Annotated in this window: 19 protein-coding genes; 4 read left to right on the top strand and 15 right to left on the bottom strand. The window is 63.0% G+C overall.

Annotation, left to right across the window (positions count from 1 at the left end):
- The 9 genes from AC097L_RS16230 to AC097L_RS16270 form a co-directional block, all read right to left on the bottom strand.
- Positions 1 to 153, bottom strand: a 153-nt coding sequence (locus AC097L_RS16230; protein WP_479587740.1) for a GTP-binding protein, incomplete at its 3' end; no start/stop codon positions are given.
- A gap of 157 nt (positions 154 to 310) precedes the next feature.
- On the bottom strand, positions 311 to 2413 hold the full coding sequence (gene fusA / locus AC097L_RS16235; protein ID WP_479587574.1) for an elongation factor G: 2103 nt from the start codon (positions 2411 to 2413) through the stop codon (positions 311 to 313).
- An 89-nt stretch (positions 2414 to 2502) separates the two neighbouring features.
- Positions 2503 to 2976 (bottom strand): 30S ribosomal protein S7, encoded by a 474-nt coding sequence (rpsG, locus tag AC097L_RS16240; RefSeq protein WP_076196149.1) that lies wholly within the window; start codon positions 2974 to 2976, stop codon positions 2503 to 2505.
- Between the two features lie 150 nt (positions 2977 to 3126).
- Entirely contained in the window at positions 3127 to 3504 is a 378-nt protein-coding gene (gene rpsL, locus AC097L_RS16245) for a 30S ribosomal protein S12 (protein WP_011466063.1), read from the bottom strand.
- Between the two features lie 162 nt (positions 3505 to 3666).
- On the bottom strand, positions 3667 to 4824 hold the full coding sequence (locus AC097L_RS16250) for a D-alanyl-D-alanine carboxypeptidase family protein (protein WP_479587575.1): 1158 nt from the start codon (positions 4822 to 4824) through the stop codon (positions 3667 to 3669).
- A gap of 105 nt (positions 4825 to 4929) precedes the next feature.
- Positions 4930 to 5556: an alpha/beta hydrolase gene (locus AC097L_RS16255; RefSeq protein ID WP_479587576.1), complete on the bottom strand. Its 627-nt coding sequence runs from the start codon at positions 5554 to 5556 to the stop codon at positions 4930 to 4932.
- Between the two features lie 185 nt (positions 5557 to 5741).
- On the bottom strand, positions 5742 to 6101 hold the full coding sequence (locus AC097L_RS16260; RefSeq protein WP_479587577.1) for a (2Fe-2S) ferredoxin domain-containing protein: 360 nt from the start codon (positions 6099 to 6101) through the stop codon (positions 5742 to 5744).
- A gap of 78 nt (positions 6102 to 6179) precedes the next feature.
- Entirely contained in the window at positions 6180 to 7274 is a 1095-nt protein-coding gene (locus AC097L_RS16265; protein WP_479587578.1) for a VanZ family protein, read from the bottom strand.
- A gap of 14 nt (positions 7275 to 7288) precedes the next feature.
- Positions 7289 to 7717, bottom strand: a complete 429-nt coding sequence (locus tag AC097L_RS16270; RefSeq protein WP_479587579.1) for a CopD family protein — start codon at positions 7715 to 7717, stop codon at positions 7289 to 7291.
- 106 nt (positions 7718 to 7823) lie between these two features.
- Between AC097L_RS16270 and AC097L_RS16275 the strand changes: the two genes are divergently transcribed.
- From AC097L_RS16275 to AC097L_RS16290, 4 genes are all read left to right on the top strand, one after another.
- The gene (locus AC097L_RS16275; protein ID WP_479587580.1) at positions 7824 to 8054 is read left to right on the top strand and encodes a CopG family transcriptional regulator; all 231 of its coding nucleotides are present in this window, start codon (positions 7824 to 7826) and stop codon (positions 8052 to 8054) included.
- Positions 8051 to 8482: a TA system VapC family ribonuclease toxin gene (locus AC097L_RS16280; protein ID WP_479587581.1), complete on the top strand. Its 432-nt coding sequence runs from the start codon at positions 8051 to 8053 to the stop codon at positions 8480 to 8482. Before AC097L_RS16275 ends, AC097L_RS16280 begins: the two co-directional genes overlap by 4 nt.
- A gap of 220 nt (positions 8483 to 8702) precedes the next feature.
- The gene (gene hemB / locus AC097L_RS16285; protein WP_479587582.1) at positions 8703 to 9704 is read left to right on the top strand and encodes a porphobilinogen synthase; all 1002 of its coding nucleotides are present in this window, start codon (positions 8703 to 8705) and stop codon (positions 9702 to 9704) included.
- A gap of 207 nt (positions 9705 to 9911) precedes the next feature.
- Positions 9912 to 11000: a magnesium transporter CorA family protein gene (locus AC097L_RS16290; protein WP_479587583.1), complete on the top strand. Its 1089-nt coding sequence runs from the start codon at positions 9912 to 9914 to the stop codon at positions 10998 to 11000.
- Between the two features lie 16 nt (positions 11001 to 11016).
- On the opposite strand, the gene AC097L_RS16295 is transcribed toward AC097L_RS16290, so the two are convergent.
- The 6 genes from AC097L_RS16295 to AC097L_RS16320 all read right to left on the bottom strand — a co-directional run bounded on the left by AC097L_RS16295 (position 11017) and on the right by AC097L_RS16320 (position 20947).
- On the bottom strand, positions 11017 to 13842 hold the full coding sequence (locus AC097L_RS16295) for a bifunctional diguanylate cyclase/phosphodiesterase (protein WP_479587741.1): 2826 nt from the start codon (positions 13840 to 13842) through the stop codon (positions 11017 to 11019).
- 306 nt (positions 13843 to 14148) lie between these two features.
- Positions 14149 to 14784, bottom strand: coding sequence for a glutathione S-transferase family protein (locus tag AC097L_RS16300; protein WP_479587584.1), 636 nt, complete (start codon positions 14782 to 14784; stop codon positions 14149 to 14151).
- Positions 14785 to 15037: 253 nt separating this feature from the next.
- A complete protein-coding gene (eutC, locus tag AC097L_RS16305) occupies positions 15038 to 15835 on the bottom strand; it encodes an ethanolamine ammonia-lyase subunit EutC (RefSeq protein ID WP_479587585.1) in 798 nt (265 codons plus the stop codon).
- Positions 15836 to 15845: 10 nt separating this feature from the next.
- Positions 15846 to 17237, bottom strand: a complete 1392-nt coding sequence (locus AC097L_RS16310; protein WP_479587586.1) for an ethanolamine ammonia-lyase subunit EutB — start codon at positions 17235 to 17237, stop codon at positions 15846 to 15848.
- Positions 17238 to 17386: 149 nt separating this feature from the next.
- A complete protein-coding gene (locus AC097L_RS16315; protein WP_479587587.1) occupies positions 17387 to 20221 on the bottom strand; it encodes an ATP-binding protein in 2835 nt (944 codons plus the stop codon).
- A 69-nt stretch (positions 20222 to 20290) separates the two neighbouring features.
- Positions 20291 to 20947: a hypothetical protein gene (locus AC097L_RS16320; RefSeq protein ID WP_479587588.1), complete on the bottom strand. Its 657-nt coding sequence runs from the start codon at positions 20945 to 20947 to the stop codon at positions 20291 to 20293.
- Positions 20948 to 20949 lie beyond the last annotated feature (2 nt).

Raw genomic sequence — 20949 nt, forward strand, 5'->3', positions numbered from 1 at the left:
GTCGATCTGGTCGTAGGCCTTGGCCTGGCCACCGAACTTGGCTGCCAGCACGGTGGTGATGGCGGCGGTCAGTGTGGTTTTGCCATGGTCAACGTGGCCGATCGTGCCCACATTGACATGGGGCTTGGTGCGTGTGAACTTTTCTTTTCCCATTTTTCAATTCTCCAAAGAGCTAATTCCCGTGTCAGGTTTAACGTCTGCACAGTGTTGCTGGATCGCCTCGCACGGGAACAAGGCGGCACACCATCGCAGACAGGGGGATCGAACAGAACGGGGCTAGCCCCGTTCCATCAACTTTTACTTGGTGCTTTTACTTGGCGCGGGAAGCCATGATGGCTTCGGACACGTTGCGTGGTGCTTCCGAGTAATGCTTGAATTCCATCGTGTACGTGGCACGTCCTTGGGACATGGAACGCAGCGTGGTGGAATAACCAAACATTTCCGACAGAGGCACTTCGGCCTTGATGGCCTTACCGCCACCAACCATGTCTTCCATACCCTGGACCATACCGCGGCGTGAGGACAGATCGCCCATCACGTTACCGGCGTAGTCTTCAGGCGTTTCGACTTCCACGGACATCATCGGCTCCAGAATCACGGGGCTAGCCTTGCGGCAGCCTTCCTTGAAACCAAAGATAGCTGCCATCTTGAACGCGAGTTCGTTCGAGTCCACATCGTGGTAAGAACCGAAGTGCAACGTAACCTTCACGTCGACCACCGGGTAACCCGCCAACACGCCTTGTGTGACGGCTTCGTAGATGCCCTTTTCGACCGCCGGAATGTATTCACGTGGAACCACACCGCCCTTGATGGCATCGACAAACTCAATACCCTTGCCGAGTTCATTGGGTTCGATCTTCAGCACCACGTGGCCGTACTGGCCCTTGCCGCCGGACTGGCGCACAAACTTGCCTTCGGCATCTTCCACCGTTTTACGGATAGTTTCGCGGTAGGACACTTGCGGCTTGCCGACGTTGGCTTCCACGCCAAATTCGCGCTTCATGCGGTCCACAATAATTTCCAGATGCAACTCGCCCATACCGGCGATCAGGGTCTGGCCTGATTCTTCGTCGGTCTTGACGCGGAACGAAGGATCTTCTTGGGCCAAACGCTGCAGGGCAATGCCCATTTTTTCTTGGTCGACCTTGGTCTTGGGTTCCACGGCCTGGGTGATCACAGGCTCAGGGAACACCATGCGTTCCAGCATGACGATGGCCGATGGATCGCACAGGGTTTCGCCCGTGGTCACATCTTTCAGACCGATACAAGCGGCGATGTCACCAGCGACAATTTCGCTGACTTCTTCACGGTTGTTGGCGTGCATTTGCACGATACGACCGATGCGCTCTTTCTTACCGCGAATCGGGTTGTAGACCGTGTCGCCTTTTTTCAGCACACCGGAATAAACGCGAACAAAGGTCAACTGGCCCACAAACGGGTCGGTCATCAACTTGAATGCCAGAGCCGAGAACTTTTCGTTGTCGTCGGCTTTGCGCACGACAGGCTGTTCGTCTTCGTCAATACCCTTGACCGGTGGAATGTCCACAGGCGACGGCATGAATTCAATCACGGCATCCAGCATGCGCTGCACGCCTTTGTTCTTGAACGCGGAGCCGCAGTACATGGGCTGGATTTCGCTGGCGATGGTACGCGTGCGGATGCCCAGCTTAATTTCGTCTTCGGTCAAGTCACCTTCTTCGAGGTACTTGTTCATGAACTCTTCGGAGGCTTCGGCGGCCGCTTCGACCATCTTCTCGCGCCATTCCTTGGCCAACTCAAGCAGCTCAGCCGGAATTTCCTTGTAGTCGAACTTCATGCCTTGCGAAGCTTCGTCCCAGATGATGGCTTTCATCTTGATCAGATCGACCACGCCGGTAAAGTTTTCTTCGGCACCGATAGGGATCACCATAGGCACAGGGCTCGCCTTCAGGCGCAGCTTCATCTGGTCCACGACCTTGAAGAAGTTGGCACCGGTACGGTCCATCTTGTTCACAAAGGCCAGACGTGGCACTTTGTACTTGTTGGCTTGGCGCCACACGGTTTCGGACTGGGGCTGCACGCCACCCACAGCGCAGTACACCATGCAAGCACCGTCCAGCACGCGCATCGAGCGCTCGACTTCAATCGTGAAGTCCACGTGGCCGGGGGTGTCAATAATGTTGATGCGGTGCTCGGGCAGGGACTTGTCCATGCCTTTCCAGAAGCAGGTGGTAGCCGCCGAGGTGATCGTGATGCCACGCTCTTGCTCTTGCTCCATCCAGTCCATGGTGGCGGCGCCATCATGCACTTCACCAATCTTGTGGTTCACACCAGTGTAGAAAAGCACGCGCTCGGTGGTGGTGGTCTTGCCCGCGTCGATGTGCGCGGAGATACCAATGTTGCGATAGCGCTCAATAGGGGTATGGCGAGCCATTTTTCTCTTTCGTTAAAGCCACAAGCCCGCCATCCGCCAAAAGGGTGGAGCGGGCTTGTCAGCTTGAGGAGCTAAGTTGAGGACGTTTCTTAGAAACGGAAGTGCGAGAAGGCCTTGTTGGCTTCAGCCATACGGTGGACTTCGTCACGCTTCTTCATGGCACCGCCACGGCCTTCGGTGGCTTCCATCAACTCGTTAGCCAAACGCAGGGACATGGACTTTTCACCACGTTTACGAGCAGCTTCTTTCAACCAGCGCATGCTCAAGGCCAAGCGACGCACGGGGCGCACTTCGACCGGAACCTGGTAGTTAGCACCACCCACGCGGCGGGATTTCACTTCCACCATGGGCTTGACGTTGTTGATAGCCAAGGTGAAGGCTTCAACGGGGTCTTTGCCGGGGTTCTTCTTTTCGATGAACTCCAGGGCACCATAAATGATGCGCTCTGCGACCGCTTTTTTGCCGCCTTCCATGATCACGTTCATGAATTTGGACAGCTCAACATTGCCGAACTTAGGATCCGGCAGGATTTCACGTTTAGGGACTTCGCGACGACGTGGCATTTTTCACCTCTTAATTGCTTCAGTTGGTGTCTTGGCAGACACCGCAAAAACCATTTTGGTTTTTACTTACTCGACCCAAAACACGGGTCACTACGTTGCATCACCGCGCCACGCGGGAGACAACACCTTTTACTAACTGGAAACCAGGACTTACTTAGCCTTTGGCTTCTTTGCGCCGTACTTGGAACGCGACTGCTTGCGGTCTTTCACGCCTTGCAAATCGAGTGAACCGCGCACGATGTGATAACGCACACCGGGCAAATCCTTGACCCGGCCGCCGCGCACCAGCACTACGCTATGTTCTTGCAGGTTGTGGCCTTCGCCGCCGATGTAGGAAATGACCTCAAAACCGTTGGTCAGGCGCACTTTGGCAACCTTACGCAGAGCGGAATTGGGCTTTTTAGGCGTCGTGGTGTAGACGCGGGTGCAAACGCCACGGCGTTGCGGAGAATTTTGCATCGCAGGGCTCTTGGACTTGATCGTTTCGACCTCGCGCCCCTGACGTACTAGCTGGTTAATGGTTGGCACTAAAGCCTCCTTGACAAAGAAAACGTCCCTAAACGTTTAAAACTAACAGAAAACGTGAATCCCTTCGGAAGTTTCCGAAAAGCCTTCAAGTATAGCTTTTTGGCAGCGTGCGTGCAAACACTGTGCAGTTTGACAATGTTTGCAGGCGCTTACTTACCAGTTTTACTTGATCCACAAACGGATCGAGTCCCAGGCGCGGCCCAAAATACCGGCTTGCTCCACACCGTCCAGCGCTACCAGGGGCACGGTCAGCAGGGTTTGTTCGCCCAAAGTGACCTTCAGAGAGCCCACGGCCTGGCCCTTGGTGAAGGGGGCCACCAGCGGATCAGGGCGCTGGACTTCGGTCTTCACCTTGGCGGCGTTGCCCGACGGCACAGCCACCACGATGGCGTCGGGACGGCCCAGCTTCATGGTGGCTTCCTTGCCCTTCCAAACATTGGGCGTGGCGACGGCCTGGTTGGCATCGAACAGCTTCACACCTTCATAGGCGGTGTAGCCCCAGTTCAGCAGCTTTTGCGATTCGTTCAGGCGGGCGTTGTCGCTGGCCGTGCCCAGCACGATGGTCAGCAGGCGGCGGCTGCCGACGTTGGGGAAGTCGCGCTTGGCAGTGGCAATCAGGCAGTAGCCTGCCGCTTCGGTGTGGCCGGTTTTCAGGCCATCGACGGTGGGGTCGCGGAACAGCAGGCCGTTGCGGTTGTTTTCGTTGCTGACGGGGGTGCCGGGGTAGTGGTACTTCTTCATGCCGTCGTAATGCGCGTACTCGGGGAAGTCGTGCATCAAACGGGTGGCCAGAATGCTGAGGTCGCGGGCGGTGGTGGTGTGGCCGGCTTCGGTCAGGCCCTCGGGGTTGCGGTAACCGGTGGCTTTCATGCCCAGCACCTTGGCCTGCGCGTTCATCATTTCGACAAAACGCTCGGAGGTGCCGCCCACACCTTCGGCCAGCGCCATGGTGGCATCATTGCCCGACTGGACGATCATGCCCTTGATCAGGTCCTCTACCGGCACTTGCATCTTGGGGTCGATGAACATGCGCGACCCGGGCATTTTCCAGGCCTTGATGCTGACCGGCAGGGTCTGCGTCAGGGTGATCTTCTTGGTACGCAGCGCGTCAAACACCAGGTAGGCGGTCATCAGCTTGGTCAGCGATGCCGGTTCGACGGCCATGTCGATGTCTTTTTCCAGCAAGACCTGGTTGGCCGTCACATCCAGCACCATGTAGGATTTGGCGGCGATTTCCGGGCCCGCCACCGACTGGGCGGCAGCCATCAAGGACATGGACGCCAGCACGGGCGCGGCAACAGCCTGTAAAAAATATTTCATGGGAGGGGGTTCAAAAGTAGGGGTGATGCAATCACCAGAGCAAAGGGAAAACCCATGTCTGACCGACACACGGGCTGGAAAGTTCAGGGTGGGTTCAGGCGGTGTTCAGGACCGCAGGTGGCGCAGCACCAGGTTTTTCAACAACGGCAATTGTCCGTGAAAGAAGTGGCCGCCCGCGGGCACCACGGTAACCGGAAGTATCTGTGGCCGTGCCCAGTCCATCACCGAGGCCAGCGGCACGGTGTCGTCGAGCTCACCGTGCACGGTCAAAGTGCGCTCGTGCACCTCGGGCGGCAGGGTGGCCACGGTCCAGCGCGAAGTCGCGGTGCCCACCAGTACCAGCTTCTCCACCGGGCGGGCTGCCCACAGCGAAGCCACGGCATGGCTGGTCACAAAGGCACCAAACGAGAAACCGGCCAACGCCAAGGACTGGTCGTCAGGGGCAGCCTGGGCCACCACGGCCAGCAGGTCGTCCAGCTCGCCCCGGCCTTCGTCGTGCACGCCCGCGCTGCCGCCCACGCCTCGGAAATTGAAGCGCACCGCGCTCCAACCCGCCTGCACAAAAGCACGGGCGATGGTCTGCACCACCTTGTTGTCCATGGTGCCGCCAAACAGCGGGTGCGGGTGGGCAATGACGGCCACGCCGCGCGGCGTGCCCTCGGGGTGGTCGATGACGGCTTCGATCGCGCCTGCGGCACCGGTCAAAGTCAAACGCTGGGTGGATGCATTCACGTATTTACTATCGAATTAATAGCTACTTGCGCAGATAGAACATGCGCTAGCGGCCTAAAAAGCTTGAATTTACGCGTCTTCCAGAAACACCGCAGAACTGGCTCTGCCAGGCTGCTGGTGTTGCCCCCTGCAAGGGGGTTGGCGGAAGATGCGTAGCACTGCAGCCTGGGGGTGAGCCACAAGTTTTAGCGGCCCAGGTGCGCCGGGGTGACCAGGCGTTCCACCACCTGGCCGTTCTTGAGGTGCGACTCGACGATCTCGTCGATATCGCTCTCGTCCACAAAGCTGTACCAGACGGCCTCGGGGTAGACCACGGCCACCGGCCCGGCGACGCAGCGGTCCAGGCAACCGGCCTTGTTGACGCGCACCTGGCCGGGGCCGGACAGGCCGGCCTTTTTCACCAATGACTTGCAGCGGTCGAAACCGGCCTGGGCGTTGTGGTGGGCACAGCTGTCTTCGCCGTTGGTGCGGTCGTTCAGGCAAAAGAAGATGTGGCGACCGTAATAAGACGGTGCGGGTGCGTCGGGCGTGGTGGATTCGGTCATGGCAGTATTTTAGTTAGGACTTACGCAGCGCCCCCTGTATCGCCCTCTGGGCGCACAGGGGGTCTTGCGTAAATCCTGTTAGTTTTCCGAGGCAGGCCGCGCTATGCGACCGATGACGACCACCATCGCCGCGTACGGCCACAGCCAGCCCAGCCACTGCACAATGCCCTGGAAGCGGATGAATTTGCCCTGCTCCCAGGTGTACAAAGTTTGCGCAAAGTAAGCGCTGGTAGGGGCCTGGTTCAGCACGCTGACGTGCACCGCCAAGGCCAGCAGCACCAGCGGCGCACAGACCCGGCGCGGCAGCCACACCAGCAGGCCCGCCAGCACCAGGCCTGCCCACAGGCCCACATGCACCGGCAGGCTCAGCCAGTCCAGCGCGTGGTTCGGGCCGTAACTTAACCCGGCAGATACGGCTGCCACGCCCAGGCCCAGCGCCACCAACAGCGGCGCAAACACCACCCGCTGGCGCGCATTGCGCACCACGCAGTAGCCCAGCAAGCAAGGAATCAGCACTCCCAGCAGCACGCACAGCAGCTCGGCACTGGGCACCAGCGGTTGCAGCTCGACATCGCGCACCGGCAGCCAGTCGAGGAACGGAGTGTCTTCCAGCGCATCGGCCAGGGCCGCCTCCAGCCGCTCCAGCACCTGGCCCAGGCCCAGCGGCACGGCGGCCGGGAACAGCAAGGCCACCGGCCACAGCGCCAGCAGCACCAGCTCGCCGCGCGCATCGGCCACAAACCAGCGGGTGCGGAACTGGCTCCAGCGGTCAATCGCCCCAAGCCGCTCCAGCAGCGCGGCGGTGACCGCGCCCAGCCAGGCACCGGCGGTATTCAGCGCCCAATCGACGTTGGATGGCACCCGTACGGGCAAGTAGCTTTGCAGGGTTTCCATGCCCAGCGACAGCAGGCACGCAGCCAGCGTGGCGGCCAGGATGGGTGCCCGGCCACGGCCTGTGCGCAGGGCGCTCAGGGCTAACAAAAAGCCCAGCGGCACATAGCCAGTGACGTTGATGGCCACATCGAACCAGGTCCAGTACTTGGGCAGCGGCGCAGTGACAAAAAACCAGGGCGCAATGCCCTGGTCGCGCCAGCCGTCAAACGGGTACAGGCTGGCGTACAGCACCAGCCCTACATACAGCAAAGAGAGCGGCCAGGCCGAGGTTTTGTGCATCCTGCACCGCGTGGTTAAAAGGGTTTGACGACCACCAGCACCACGATGGCCAGCAGCAGCAGCACCGGCACCTCGTTGAACCAGCGGTACCACTGGTGGCTGCGCATCGGTGCCCCGGCGCGCATCTTGCGCAGCAGCACAGCGCAACCGTGGTGGTAACCGATCACCAACAGCACCAGGGCCAGCTTGGCGTGCATCCAGGCATTGCCCGGGCCGCGCCCGATGCCGTAGCCCAGCCACAGCCAGGCCCCAAACACCAGCGCCGGCACGGCCAGAATGGTAGTGAAGCGCAACAGCTTGCCCGCCATCAACAGCAGCCGCTCCCGCTCGGCCAGGGAACCGAGCGGCACCATCGCCAGGTTCACAAAAATACGCGGCAGGTAAAACAAGCCGGCGAACCAGCTGGCGATGAAAACGATGTGGAGAGATTTGATCCAGAGCATGGTGAGAGTGTAGGCCGGGCATGTTGGCTTTAACGCCGAGAAGCTTTGTGCAGTTTGATGTTTGATGCAAAATGTTTGATGCATAGCCTTCCACGGAGTCCACCCCATGCGCACCACCCTATCGATTGACGACGATGTTTTTTTGCTGGCCAAAAGCCTGGCCGAGCGTCAGCACAGCACGATAGGTGCCGTACTTTCAGACCTGGTGCGCCAGGGGCTACAGCGTGCAGCGCCTACCGCGGCACTGCGCAACGGCATCCAACTGCTGCCCACCACGTCCCAGCCAGCGCCCGTCAGCCTGGATATCGTCAACCAGCTGCGGGACGAACTGGCATGAGCCGCTATCTTCTGGACGTCAACGTACTGATCGCACTGGCTGACCCAGCCCATGTGGCGCACGACACCGCGCACGGCTGGTTTGCCCAGCACGGGCATACGTCCTGGGCCAGTTGCCCCATGACCCAAAACGGGCTGCTGCGCATCGTCGGCCACCCCCGCTACCCCAACGCACCCGGTACACCGGCGGCAGTGGTGGCCACCCTCGCCAGTCTGTGCGCCTTGCCGGGACACTGCTTTTGGCCCGACGACATCAGCCTGATGGATGCAAAACGTGTAGACAGCAGCCGTTTGCTGAGCTCCGGCCAAATCACCGACAGCTACTTGCTGGCCTTGGCCTGCGCCCACGGCGGGCAACTTGCCACTTTGGACCGCAAGCTGGTGGTGGACGCGGTGAAAGGCGGGGCCAAGGCACTGTGTTTGATTTAGCCAGCATCTACGCAGCCCAAAATTTACGCAGCGCCCAAAAAAATGCCCCGACCATCCGGCCGGGGCGTTAAGCCTGCAGGTGTTGCCACCATTTGGCCCCGCTCAGGGAGGTAAAGCGGGAGGACGACCAGAGCCGCCCCACCAGCAATTTAGCAAAGGTAGGGAGGCGATTCAAGAGGGCTTACCGGGATAACCGGTGTTCTGAGGCACAATTTTCCCCATGACCACCTTTGCCCCCTACCCCGCTGGCCGTCCGCGCCGCCTGCGCCGCACCGCCTTCAGCCGCAACCTGGTGCGCGAAAACACGCTCACAGCCCACGACCTGATCTACCCGGTGTTTGTGCTGGACGGCGAGAACCGCCGCGAGGCCGTGGCCTCCATGCCCGGCGTGGAGCGGCTCAGCCTGGACCTGCTGCTGCCGATGGCAGCCGAGTGCGTGCGGCTGCAGATCCCGGTGATGGCGCTGTTCCCGGTGGTGGACCCGGCACTCAAAACCTATGGCGGCGAAGAAGCCTTCAACCCCGACGGGCTGATCCCCCGCGTAGTGCGCGCCCTGAAACAACACTACCCGGAACTGGGTGTGATGACCGACGTGGCGCTCGACCCCTACACCAGCCACGGCCAGGACGGCCTGCCCGATGAAAATGGCTACATCGTCAATGAAAAAACCATTGAAGCCCTGGTGCAGCAGGCGCTGGCCCAGGCCGCTGCGGGCGTGGACATCGTCGCGCCCAGCGACATGATGGACGGGCGCATCGGAGCCATCCGCGCCGCCCTGGAAGCGCATGGCTATATCCACACCCAGATCATGGCCTACAGCGCCAAGTACGCCAGCGCCTTCTACGGCCCGTTCCGCGACGCGGTGGGCTCGGCCGCCAACCTGGGCAAAAGCGACAAGAAAACCTACCAGATGGACCCCGCCAACAGCGACGAGGCCCTGCGCGAGGTGGCCATGGACATCGCCGAGGGGGCCGACATGGTGATGGTCAAGCCTGGTATGCCCTACCTGGACATCGTGCGCCGGGTGAAAGACGAATGTGCCGTGCCCACCTTTGCCTACCAGGTCAGCGGCGAATACGCCATGCTCAAAGCCGCGGCCTTGAACGGCTGGCTGGACCACGACCGCGTAGTGCTGGAGAGCCTGATGGCCTTCAAACGCGCCGGGGCCGATGGCGTGTTGACCTACTTTGCGCTGGACGCCGCCCGGCTGCTGCAGTCCTAAAACCATAGCCACTAGCGTAGGTTTTACCTGCGCTAGTGGCCTATTTCTTATAAATCAACACAAAGGTAAATCTCCAGGTTGCAGGCAGAACGCACGCCCACCAGAAACACTGCAGAACTGGCTCCGCCAGGCTGCTGGTGTTGCCCCCTGCAAGGGGGTTGGCGAAAGATGCGCAGCACTGCAGCCTGGGGGTGAGCTACAAGCAGCATGCGCATCTTTACTATTGTCGGCACCAGCGTGGTGGAAGCCAGCGCCCTGCCCACCACCCCCGTGCCCGGCGGCTTCGTCTGGATAGCCTGCGGGCGCACAGAGTTTGAAAACCAGTTGGAGCACATCCAGGCCACGCTGCAGCAGCTGTGCGGCCACACGCTGGTCGATTTGCACGTGTCCGACCTGCTGAACAAGCAGTTGCCGTCGCATTACGACTACACCTCGCAGTACGACCTGCTGGTGTTCCGGCGGCTGGCGGCGGGGCAAGCCGACGCGGCACAGGGTGCGGTGACCAAGCACAGCGGCCCGCCTATCCTGCGCCGCATCGACACCAGCCCGGTCGGTTTTGCGGTGTTCGACCAGGTGCTGCTGACGGTGCACCCCAGCGACTGCGCGGTGCGTGACAGCTACGCGCACAAGCTGCTCAGCGCCACCTCGGCCGAGTCCAAGGCGGCGGGTGCGCGCCTGCCTACCAGCCCGGCCGACCTGATGCTGCGCATCGTCAACCTGATGGTGGACGGCTACCTGGACCTGCGCCGCGAACTCACGCGCCAGCTGGACCACTGGCAGGCCGAGCTGCTCAAGCCGGGTGCCCGCTTCACCAACTGGAGCGCTCTGCTGGACGCACGGCAGACGCTGCACCGGCTGGACGATGTGTGCGAAGACCAGCGCGCGTCCATCCAAGACTGGATCGAGGCGGTAAAAACCTGGCCCGATGCCGCCAGCCCCGCCGCGGCGCGCGACCGCGAACTGCTGCAGGTGCGCAGCCGCGACGTGCTGGAACACATCGAACGGGTGGTCCACCACGTGCGCCGCCTGGAGCAGAGCGCCGAAACCGCGGTACAGCTGCACTTCAGCGCCCAGGGCAACCGTGCCAACGACATCATGCGCACGCTGACGGTGATGACCGCCATCTTCCTGCCGCTGAACCTGATTGCGGGCATCTTCGGCATGAACTTCGACGTGATTCCGCTGCTGCACCTGCAAAGCGGCTTCTGGTGGGCCATGGGCAGCATGGTGCTGATGGCGGCGCTGCTGGGCCTGGTGTTTTGGCGCAAGCGGTATCTGGAACGCACAGGCCGCTGATGGAAACCACAAGCCGCTAGGCCGCGCTCCCGGCCAGCAGACTGAGGTCCAGCGCCTCCTGGGGCACCGGCCTGGAGAAGTAGTAGCCCTGCGCCTGGCCCGCCCCCATGTCGCGCAACAAGGCCAGGGTTTCGGCATCTTCCACCCCTTCGGCCACCACGCTCAGGTCCAGCGACTCGGCCATGCGCACGATGGCCCGCACGATGGCGCGGCTGCGCGGGCTGGTGGTCAGCTCGAGGATGAAGGACTTGTCGATCTTCAGGCCGGTGAAGTGGTACTGGTGCACATAGCTCAGCGACGAAAACCCGGCACCGAAGTCGTCCAGCACCACCGACACACCGTTGGCGGCCAGGTGTTTCATGGCCTGGCGCGCCAGTTCGGGCTCGGCCACCAGGGCACCTTCGGTCAGCTCCAGGCAAATGCGCGAGGCTGCCACGCCATGCTCGGCCAACAGGCTCAGCACCTCACTGGAGAATTCGCTGCGGGTGATGCTGTAGCTGGAACAATTCACATGCACCGTGGGCCAGTGCGCATGTTCGGGCTGCGCCAGGATCGCCACCAAGCTGTGCAGCATGTACAGGTCCAGACGGCCGATCAACCGCAGGCCTTCCAGCGCCGGTAGAAACTGGCCGGGTGCGACGATGTTGCCGCCGGGCTGGTGCCAGCGGATCAAGGCCTCCAAGGCCCGAATGCTGCCGGTTTGCACATCCATGATGGGCTGGAAATACGGCAGCAGTTCGTCGCTACGCTTGAGCGCATTGCGCAGGGCGTTCTCTTGCTCCATCTGGTCGGACACCTCGCGGCGCAGTTCCTGGTTGAACAGCGCGTAGCTGTCGCGCCCGCCGTTTTTCACCCGGTACATGGCGGTATCGGCATAGCGCAGCAGGTCGGCGGGTTCCTGGTGGAACTGGCTGTCGGCACCGACCACGCCGACACTGCACGACGAAAACACGGCGTGCCCGTCGATGTGGAACGGCAGTTCGAAGGCCTGCAAAATCCGTTCGGCGATGGCCATGGTGACATCCGGCGGCGCGCCAAAGGCCAGCACCGCGAATTCATCCCCGCCCAGGCGGGCCAGCAAATCGCTGTCGCGCATGCATTTGCGCAGGCGATCGGCCACCTGGACCAGCAGCAGGTCGCCGGAGTGGTGGCCCAGGCTGTCGTTGACCATCTTGAAGCGGTCCAAGTCGATGAACATCACCACCAGTTCCTGGCCATGGTCGCAGAACGCCTGCCAGGCGCTGTGCAGGCGCTGCTGCAGATGCGCGCGGTTGGGCAGACCGGTCAGCGAGTCATGGCCGTTTTCGTGCTGCAGTTGGGCGTTGGCGTGGTCCAGCGCGCGGGTACGGTCTTGCACCCGCGCCTCCAGCCGGGTGTTGGCGGTGTGGATGGCTTCGGCGGCGCTGCGCCGGGACAAGGCGGTGTCGATGTGCCGCGAGACAAAGGTCAGCAACTCCTGGTCGCGCAAGGAATAGTGGATGTCGGGCGAATAACTTTGCACCGCCAGCACGCCGCGCACCACGTCGCCCTCAAACAGCGGGATACCGAGCCAAGAATACGACGGGTTGGCGGCCCGGTGAATGGCAATCTCCCCCAGCGCCTCCAGCCGCAGCGCCTCCTGTCGGCTGATCAGGCAAGGCCGCCGCTGGCGGATGACGTATTCGGTCACGCCACGCTCGCCGCGCCGAGACTTGGGCACATTGTCCAGAAATTCATCCACGTAATACGGAAAGGTCACCTCGGTGGTGGCATCGTCGAACAGCGCGATGTAAAAATTGCGGGCAAACAGCAGCTCGCCCACGATGACGTGCAAGCCGCGGAACAGCTCAGCCATGTCGCCGGGCTGGCTGGCCAATTCGGTGATCTGGAACAAGGCGCGCTGCAGGTGTTCTGCGCGTTCGCGCTCGGCCACCTCCTGTCGCAGTGCGTCGTTCAGGGTGGACAGCTCCAGCGTGCGCCGGGCCACGGTTTCTTCGAGGTGCACGCGGTGCAGAATCCGGTCCAGTGTCATTGCCACGTGGCGCGCCACCACCAAAAACAGCTCGCGGTCCTCGACACTGTAGATGCGCGAAACGTCGTACACCTGCATCGCCAGCATGCCGAACACTTCGTCGGAGGCATTTTTCAGCGGCACCCCCATCCAGAATTCCGGGCGGTGGCCCCTGCAATGGAACAGCCCTTGCTCTTCCGCCAAGGCGATGTCCATGGCGTAAACGAACAGCGGCTCCCCGGTGGTCAGGACATAACCGGTCATCGACAGACTCTGCCGGTCGATGTACTCATGGGTCTCGGCATGCATGACCTCTTCATCGGTGTAGTCCACGTAATACGGCCAGCTGAGCTTGTCGGTCTGGCTCTCGTACTGCGCCAGATAGAAGTTTTCGGCGTCGATCAGGGTCGATAGTTGGCGGTGTACACCTTGCAAAAACGCTCCACGGTCTTGGGTGGAACTGGCTAAATAGGTGATTTCGAAGAGCACCCGTTGGGTGGCCTGGGCCCGGGCCAGGGCATCGGTCTGCAGGCGCAGGCCCAGCTTGCGCGCCAGATCGGCCACACCTCCGTTACCGGCTTCGTTCTGCGGTGCCAGCACCCAGCCCAGCGCGCTTTCGCCCTGGCCGGTGGCCCAGCGGTGCAGGCCCTGGTCGCGGCAAAACGCCTGAAGGTCCCCTTGGGCAATCGCCACCGGCCAATCCCTGGCCGGGCCGCCCTGCCCGATCAAATGCAACTTGTCGCCCGCCCGGTAAGCCGCCCAGGGCAGGGCCGGCGCGCTGGCCACAAACGCCCCCAGCAAGGCCTGCAAACTGTCCTGCGCAAAGGCGGTTTCCGCTGCATCGGCATGCATGGACGCGCCCAGATCCACCACACGGCTGGCTTCGTGCGATGGTGGTGGGTCTTGGGTGAGAAAACGGGAAGTCATCGGCGCTCCATGCCAGCTAATCAGCTCGCTATCTTCGGCGCACAAATGTGCATTGCAAGCGCGATGGGTGATTTTTCGTACAGCGGGACTCGGAAATGCAGGATTTTCCAACTTTTTGCCGATCCAGCGACAAATCGAAAAACTTCGCCACTCCAGATTACTCCTTAATCTATAGCTATCAGCCCATACACCATATGGGCTAGAGACCTATTCTTCTTAAAAACTGCTGGTTCAGCCTAGATTGGGCACAGTGTCCTGGTAGCTCTTCAGCGCCTGCACCTGGGTCCACCACGCGGCAAATCCGGGGATGTCGAAGACCGTGGCCGCGTCAGGCGTCAGCGCTACGTAGAACACGATGGGGGCCAGGTACAGATCGGCCAGGCTCAACTCACCGGCGATGAAGGGCGCGCTGCCCTTGGTTTGCATGGCGAATTCGATCACCTTGCGGCCATTGTCGATACCGGCTTGCAGCGCCGCCGCGTTCTTGCCGCCCACAAAATCAGGAAACAGGTGGTAGGCCGCCACGCCGCCCAGCAGCGCGCCGTAGCCGTAGGAGTCGACCAGGCCGACCACCATGTCCATGCGGGCGCGGTCGGCGGATGTGGCGGGCACCAGCGACTTGCCGGGCAGCACGTCGTTCAGGTAGCGGGCAATGGCCGCGGTCTCCAGCAGGCGCAGGCCGTTGACATCGAGCACCGGCACCTTGCCAAACGGGTGGCGGGCCAGGTGCTCGGCCGATTTGGGTTCGCCCGCCAGCACGTTGAGCGGAACCTGTGTGTAGTCGGTAAAGCCCTTTTCGGCCAGTAGCATTTTGACGGTGCGCACATAGGTGGAGCCGTCAAAACCCCAGAGCGTCATGGTGGACATTGGATGATCCTTTGCGTGAAGTGGAGCAAGAATTTGCTAAGTGTCGCGTCGAGTGTGATGTGTCGAGTTTGCGCAAAGCTATCGGCGTGCAGTGCTAGGCGTGGGCCGCAGCCCAGGCTTTAGCCTGGGCAAGGACCGCAACGACGCAATGCGCGTTGAGGGCCAGTGCAAACCGACAGATCACGCTTGACGCGGCGCTATGCAGGATGCCACCGAAGCGAATCACCTGTGGGTTAGTGGGGCAAGCGGCCCCTCACGCCAGCAAAAACCGCCGCCCCACCGGCGCGCCTGCTTCCAGCACCTCTACCGTCTCGTCCTTCAAGTCCACCCCCGACAGCTGCCGTTTGCGGGATTCGCGCAGCAGCATGTGGAGTTTGTAGGCGGCATCGAAGTACGACAGGCCTTCGGGGCGCACGTTGGAGATGCAGTTGCGGGCAGCATCGGTCAGCCCCACGCGGGGGGCCCAAGTGAGGTACAGGCCCATGCTGTCGGGCGCGCTCAGGCCCGGGCGTTCGCCGACCAGCACCACCACGGCTTTGGCACCCAGCAGCTGGCCCACCTCGTCGCCCACCGCCACGCGGCCCTGGGTAACGATGGTGGTGGGGGCGATAGACCAGTCTTCGGTGCCCAGGCGCTGCACCAGGGCGTGGATGAAGGGGGCGGCATTCTGGGCGATGGCCAGGGCCGACAGGCCGTCCACCACCACCAGGGCCAGGTCGTACGGGCACACCGGCTGGTACAGCGCGGCCAGCGTGTCGTGCGAGGCGGTGTTCAGGCGGCGGCCCAGGTCAGGGCGCTGCAGGTAGGTGCTGCGGTCGGGCGCGGCGCTGGCCAGTGGCAGGGCATCGGGGTGGCCGGGCAGCACATCGCCCAGGGCCTGCACCAGGCTGGCGGTGTCCAGCGGCAGGTGCACGGCATCGCGGGCACGGGCGTGGTCGAGCTGGAAGTCGAGCTGCGGCGCGGTGGGCAGGCTGATACCGCTGCGGCCCAGCGCGATGCGGGCGGCGGTCAGGCTGCGCAGGGCCTGCCAGGGGTTGGAAATCACGTTCATAAAAAGCTCCTTAGCCCATCGCCAACAAGGCTTGGGCAAATGGTTCGGGCAGGGCCGCGCCGAGTTGGGCCACACCGTCCCCTTCAAAAATTTGCATGCGGTGCAGCCAGGCCTCGAACTCGGGCGCGGGGCGCAGGCCCAGCAGACGGCGCACGTACAGCGCGTCGTGGAACGAGGTGGTCTGGTAGTTCAGCATGATGTCGTCCGAGCCAGGAATGCCCATCACGAAGTTGCAGCCCGCCGCGCCCAGCAGGGTGAGCAGCACGTCCATGTCGTTCTGGTCGGCCTCGGCGTGGTTGGTGTAGCAAACGTCGCAGCCCATGGGCAGGCCCAGCAGCTTGGCGCAGAAGTGGTCTTCCAGCCCGGCGCGGATGATCTGCTTGCCGTCAAACAAATATTCCGGTCCGATGAAGCCGACCACGGTGTTCACCAGCAGCGGCTTGAATGCGCGGGCCACGGCATAGGCGCGGGCTTCGCAGGTCTGCTGGTCCATGCCATGGTGGGCGTTGGCCGACAGGGCGCTGCCCTGGCCGGTTTCAAAATACATCACGTTGTCGCCCACCGTGCCGCGGTTGAGCGACAGGGCGGCGCTGCGGGCCTCGGCCAGCAGGCCTAGGTGGATGCCAAAGCTGCGGTTCGCCGCCTCCGTGCCCGCGATGGACTGGAACACCAGGTCCACGGGCGCGCCGCGCTCAATGGCCTGCAGGGTGTTGGTCACGTGGGTCAGCACGCAGCTCTGGGTGGGAATCTCGTAGCGCTGGATGATGGCGTCCAGCATGGTGACGATCTTGATGACCTGGGGCACGTTGTCGGTGGCGGGGTTGATGCCGATCACCGCGTCGCCGCTGCCGTACAGCAGGCCATCGAGCACGCTGGCGGCGATGCCGCTGGTGTCGTCGGTGGGGTGGTTGGGTTGCAGGCGGGTGGACAGGCGCTGCTCCAGCCCGATGGTGTTGCGAAAGGCGGTGGTGACGCGGCACTTCTTGGCCACCAGAATCAAATCCTGGTTGCGCATGATCTTACTCACCGCCGCCGCCATTTCGGGCGTGATGCCGGGGGCCACCACGGCCAGCGTGGCGCTGTCCACCGCGTCGCCCAGCAGCCAGTTGCGGAAGTCGCCCACGGTCAGGTGGCGCAGGGGGGCGAAGGCGGCGGCGTCATGGCTGTCGATGATCAGGCGGGTGACTTCATCGCTCTCGTAGGGCACCACAGGCAGGTTCAAAAACGTGGCCAGTGGCAGATCGGCCAGGGCCATTTGCGCGGCTACCCGTTCTTGCGCGTTGCCTGCGGCCACGCCCGCCAGCACATCGCCCGAGCGCAGGGGCGTGGCTTTGGCGAGCAGGTCGCGGAGATCGCGGAAGCGGTAGGTGTGGGCACCGACCGTGTGGACAAACTGGGGCATGCGGACCTTGTGGGTTGGAACGGCTTTGGTGCACGCAAAGCGTGCACGGTGCAGGTTGTGCAACTTTGATGCCAAGCCGCATGCCGCCTAACGCTACAAAATATATAGCTGCATGCGTATATAAAACATACGCCAGAGGTCTTTTTTGCTTAAATTTTCACTTCAAGAGGGCTGGCCATACCCCGCCGCTTGGCCACCGCAATCGGCGGCGCCCAGCGGGCGTTCTTGGGTTTTTTGCTGGTGATCAGGGTGATCTCGGCGGGCTCGAAGACTTCCAGGTTGTGGGTGATAGGCGTGGTCAGCACGTACTGGGCCTGGGTGGAGCGCAGGAAGTGGCCGACCAGCTGGATGTTGCGCACGTCCAGGTGGGCGAAGGGCTCGTCGATGAAGACAAAGCCCCCCGAGGCGGTTTCGTCGTCTTTGAGCAGCGCCACCAGCAGGATCAGCGACTTGATGACCTGCTGGCCGCCGGATGCCTCGCCGTCGTTCAGGCCGATGCTGCCCTTGCCGTCGAAGTTGAAATGCACCTTCAGCCCGGCCTGGGCCAGCACAGTGTCGTCGTTTTCCAGCACCGGCAGGTCGGCGTTTACCGCCACCCCGGCCAGCTCGCCCAGCTCCTGGATGTTCTTGCGGTAGCGACGCACGGTGCTGCGCAGCACCTCGATGTAGCTTTCGCGGGCGTTGTGCACGGCGATACCGGCCTGGGCATTCTTGGCCTGGTGGTCGCCCAGGCTGTAGCCCTGCTCGCGCACCAGCACTTCCATGCGGCGAAAACGCTCTTCCACCGTGGCATCTTTTTCCCAGGTGTCGAGGTCTAGTTCTTCATGCACCGACTGCAGGCGGAGCCGGGCCTGGGTGTCGTTTTGGTAGGTGCGCACCAGGGCCTGCACCACGTGCGGCGCGCGCCAGGCAGCGGGGATCTGGCGGCGGCGGTGGTTGGAGCTGTCGATGTGGGCCGTGTGCTGTTTGCGGGTGGCCAGCAGCTCGGCGGCCTGGCGGTCGGCTTCCTGGTTCTTTTGGCGCAGGCTGTGTTCGAGCTGGCGGTACTGGGTGTCGGTCTGCTGGTGCCGGGTTTTGGCCTCGGCGGTGGCGGTGTCCAGGCTTTGCCAGTGCAGGCTGGCGGCAATGCGGGCCTGTTTGGCGGCGGGCAGAGCCTGCTTGGCGGCGGAGAACTCGTCGTTGCGCTCGGCCAGCTCCTGGGCGGCGCTGTGGCCCGCCAGGGATTTTTGGCAGTCCTTGATCTGCAGGCGGATGTCGCGCAGCTCTTGCCCCAGCGGGCCCAGCGCCGCATCCAGGCTGCGCAGGTCGCGCTCCACCGCGTCGCGGCGGGCTATGAGGGCCGCCGCGCCAAACTGGTGGTCGCGCGGCTCGACCCACAGGGAGCGGGCTCCGCGCCCGTCGAAGCTGTAGGCCTGGGGGGTTATCCAGCTACCCGCCGTTTTGCGGCCCGCCGCCGGGCTGTCCACGCAGCGCAGGTGCTGCAACTGTTGGACCAGCCAGCGCGGCACCTTGGCATCGAAGCGGATGTGGGCCAGCAGGGTGTCAGCTTCCGCCGTGGGAGCCGTGTCGCCGGGCGCGGTGATGTAGTGGCGGTAGCGGTCGGCACTGGCGATGGTGTCGGCTGCGTCCACGTCGTGGGCATCGTCCAGCAGCACTACCCAGCGGGATGCGCGCAGCACGCCTTCCACGGCGGCGCGCCAGTGTTCGTCGCGCACTTCCACCACCTCGGCCAGGAAACGGTGGCCGATTTTTTGCGCTTGCAGGCGCTGGCGCAGGCGGCGGGCATCGTCGGGAAAAGGCGGAGTGTTTTGACCCTCTAGCGCAGATTGCGCCTGCGCTGCAAGCTCTCTTTTTTGTAGTAAGGCGCTGTGTTTGCTTTGCAGGGTGGATTCGGTGCTGCGCAGCGCGTCCAGGTGGGCGGTCAGGGCCTCGGCATCGCTTTCCTTGTCCACCAGGGCCAGCAGCTCGGCTGCGCGTTGGGCCAGGGCTTCCAGCGGGCGTTCCAGGTCGCGGGTGCTGTCGCGCTGGACGGCGGCGGCATCGCGCTCTTGCAGCAGGCGGGTGGCGGCGGCATCGGTGGCGCTGCGGGCTTCCAGCAGCTCCAGCAGCTGGGCGTTTTGCCGGGCGCGCTCGGCCACGGCCTGGCGGCTGTGCTGGCGCTGGCGGCGCTGGTCGCGGCTGCGCTCGGTGAGCTTTTGGCGCTGGCCGTGCCATTCCAGCACCGGCACCACCTCGGTGGCCAGGCGCTCGTGCTCCTGCACCTTGTGCTGCCAGGTCTGGTAGTTGCTGACGCGGTTTTGCAGCTCGGCGAGCTGGGCCTTGCTGTGGTCCAACTCGTGGCTGGCCTGCGCCATTTCGCGGGCCAGTTGCTGCTGGTGCTCGCGGGCGGTGTCGTAGTGGCCCAGCACTTCCTGGTCGCCAAACACGTCGAACACCAGGCGCAGCAGCTCGCGCGGGCTAAATTCACACAGGCGGTCGGTCTGGCCCTGCTCCAGCGACAGCACCTTGGCTATTGCCGGAGACAAACCGGCGGCCGACAGCACCCGGCCCCAGGCCTCGATGCCCATCAGGCCCAGGTCTTTGTCGGGCATGGCGGTGAGCTGCTCGATGCTGACATCGCCCTCCAGCACCAGGTAGCGGCGCTGCCAGTCGCCGCCATTGCGCTCGATGCGGCAGGCCAGCGTGACCTGGTCGCTGTAGAGCAGGCGCTTGGCGAAGGGGCGGCTGCTGGTCTGGCGGGTTTGGGCCTTGTTGTCGACCACGGCACGCAGCCAGGCGATGTTGGCCCCGGCGTGGCGGGCATAGGTTTTGAAGTCGCGCGGCTGCGAGCACTTCAGGCCCAGCAGGGTGCGCAGCGCGTCCAGCAGCGTGGTTTTGCCCGAGCCGTTGGGCCCGGCAATGGTGATGATGGACGCGTCCAGCGGCAGGCTGACGCGTTGGCAGTAGTCCCAGTGGACCAGCTCTAGGCTTTGCAGATGGAACATGGGGTTACTTCAAAAATAATAGCTGCTTGCACAGACGGAATATGCGCTAGAGGCCTATTTCTTATAAATTTACGCGGCATTTGCGGCCTCGACCAATGCTGCGGCTTGTTCGCGGGCCAGCACCTCGGCTAATGCGCCGTTGAGGATGCGCGGGGCCAGGATGTCGTAGTCCAGCAGTACGTCGAGCAGCGGGCCCTCGGCGATATCGTCCTGGCGGCGCAAGATGAAGCCGTGGCGCTCCAGCAGCTTGAGGTTGCCGTCGAGACGGGTTTTTTTGCCGAGCTGCGGGCCGTAGTCCTCCAGCAGGGCCTTGTACGACAGCACCGGGCTCACGTCGCGCACGGCGGGCAGGGGTTTGCTGCTGGCGAACATTTCGTTTTGCGGCTCGGCCACCGGGGCGCGGCTGGTCTGACGCTCGCGCTTGGGCAGGATGATCAGCGCCCACAGCACCACCAGCAGAGCCACACCGTCGCGCGGCAGCTCCAGGTTGTTGTTGGCGTTGACCCCGGCCTCGCCCATCACCTGGGTCTGGGCGGCGGGCAGCAGGGCCAAGCTGACGTGGTCGGCGTAGATGTTGTCCATCCAGCGCAGGCCAATGTCGGCCAGGCGCTGTTCGACCTGGGCGAACAATTCGGCGTTGACCAGGGCGCGGCGCACCCGGGCGTGGGTGCGTGGCAGGCTGCGGCGGGCCAGCAGTTCGGCGACTAACAGGGCGGCTTCGTCCATGG

Source organism: Rhodoferax sp. RT5P35 (assembly GCF_056521385.1).

Coding starts and splice junctions, on each gene's coding strand:
- AC097L_RS16310 (WP_479587586.1), bottom strand. CDS start 17,237: ATGCCCCAGTTTGTCCACACGGTCGGTGCCCACACCTACCGCTTCCGC.
- rpsG (WP_076196149.1), bottom strand. CDS start 2,976: ATGCCACGTCGTCGCGAAGTCCCTAAACGTGAAATCCTGCCGGATCCT.
- AC097L_RS16320 (WP_479587588.1), bottom strand. CDS start 20,947: ATGGACGAAGCCGCCCTGTTAGTCGCCGAACTGCTGGCCCGCCGCAGC.
- eutC (WP_479587585.1), bottom strand. CDS start 15,835: ATGAACGTGATTTCCAACCCCTGGCAGGCCCTGCGCAGCCTGACCGCC.
- AC097L_RS16290 (WP_479587583.1), top strand. CDS start 9,912: ATGCGCATCTTTACTATTGTCGGCACCAGCGTGGTGGAAGCCAGCGCC.
- AC097L_RS16265 (WP_479587578.1), bottom strand. CDS start 7,274: ATGCACAAAACCTCGGCCTGGCCGCTCTCTTTGCTGTATGTAGGGCTG.
- AC097L_RS16315 (WP_479587587.1), bottom strand. CDS start 20,221: ATGTTCCATCTGCAAAGCCTAGAGCTGGTCCACTGGGACTACTGCCAA.
- AC097L_RS16280 (WP_479587581.1), top strand. CDS start 8,051: ATGAGCCGCTATCTTCTGGACGTCAACGTACTGATCGCACTGGCTGAC.
- hemB (WP_479587582.1), top strand. CDS start 8,703: ATGACCACCTTTGCCCCCTACCCCGCTGGCCGTCCGCGCCGCCTGCGC.
- AC097L_RS16260 (WP_479587577.1), bottom strand. CDS start 6,101: ATGACCGAATCCACCACGCCCGACGCACCCGCACCGTCTTATTACGGT.
- fusA (WP_479587574.1), bottom strand. CDS start 2,413: ATGGCTCGCCATACCCCTATTGAGCGCTATCGCAACATTGGTATCTCC.
- AC097L_RS16300 (WP_479587584.1), bottom strand. CDS start 14,784: ATGTCCACCATGACGCTCTGGGGTTTTGACGGCTCCACCTATGTGCGC.
- AC097L_RS16275 (WP_479587580.1), top strand. CDS start 7,824: ATGCGCACCACCCTATCGATTGACGACGATGTTTTTTTGCTGGCCAAA.
- AC097L_RS16250 (WP_479587575.1), bottom strand. CDS start 4,824: ATGAAATATTTTTTACAGGCTGTTGCCGCGCCCGTGCTGGCGTCCATG.
- AC097L_RS16270 (WP_479587579.1), bottom strand. CDS start 7,717: ATGCTCTGGATCAAATCTCTCCACATCGTTTTCATCGCCAGCTGGTTC.
- AC097L_RS16295 (WP_479587741.1), bottom strand. CDS start 13,842: ATGCATGCCGATGCAGCGGAAACCGCCTTTGCGCAGGACAGTTTGCAG.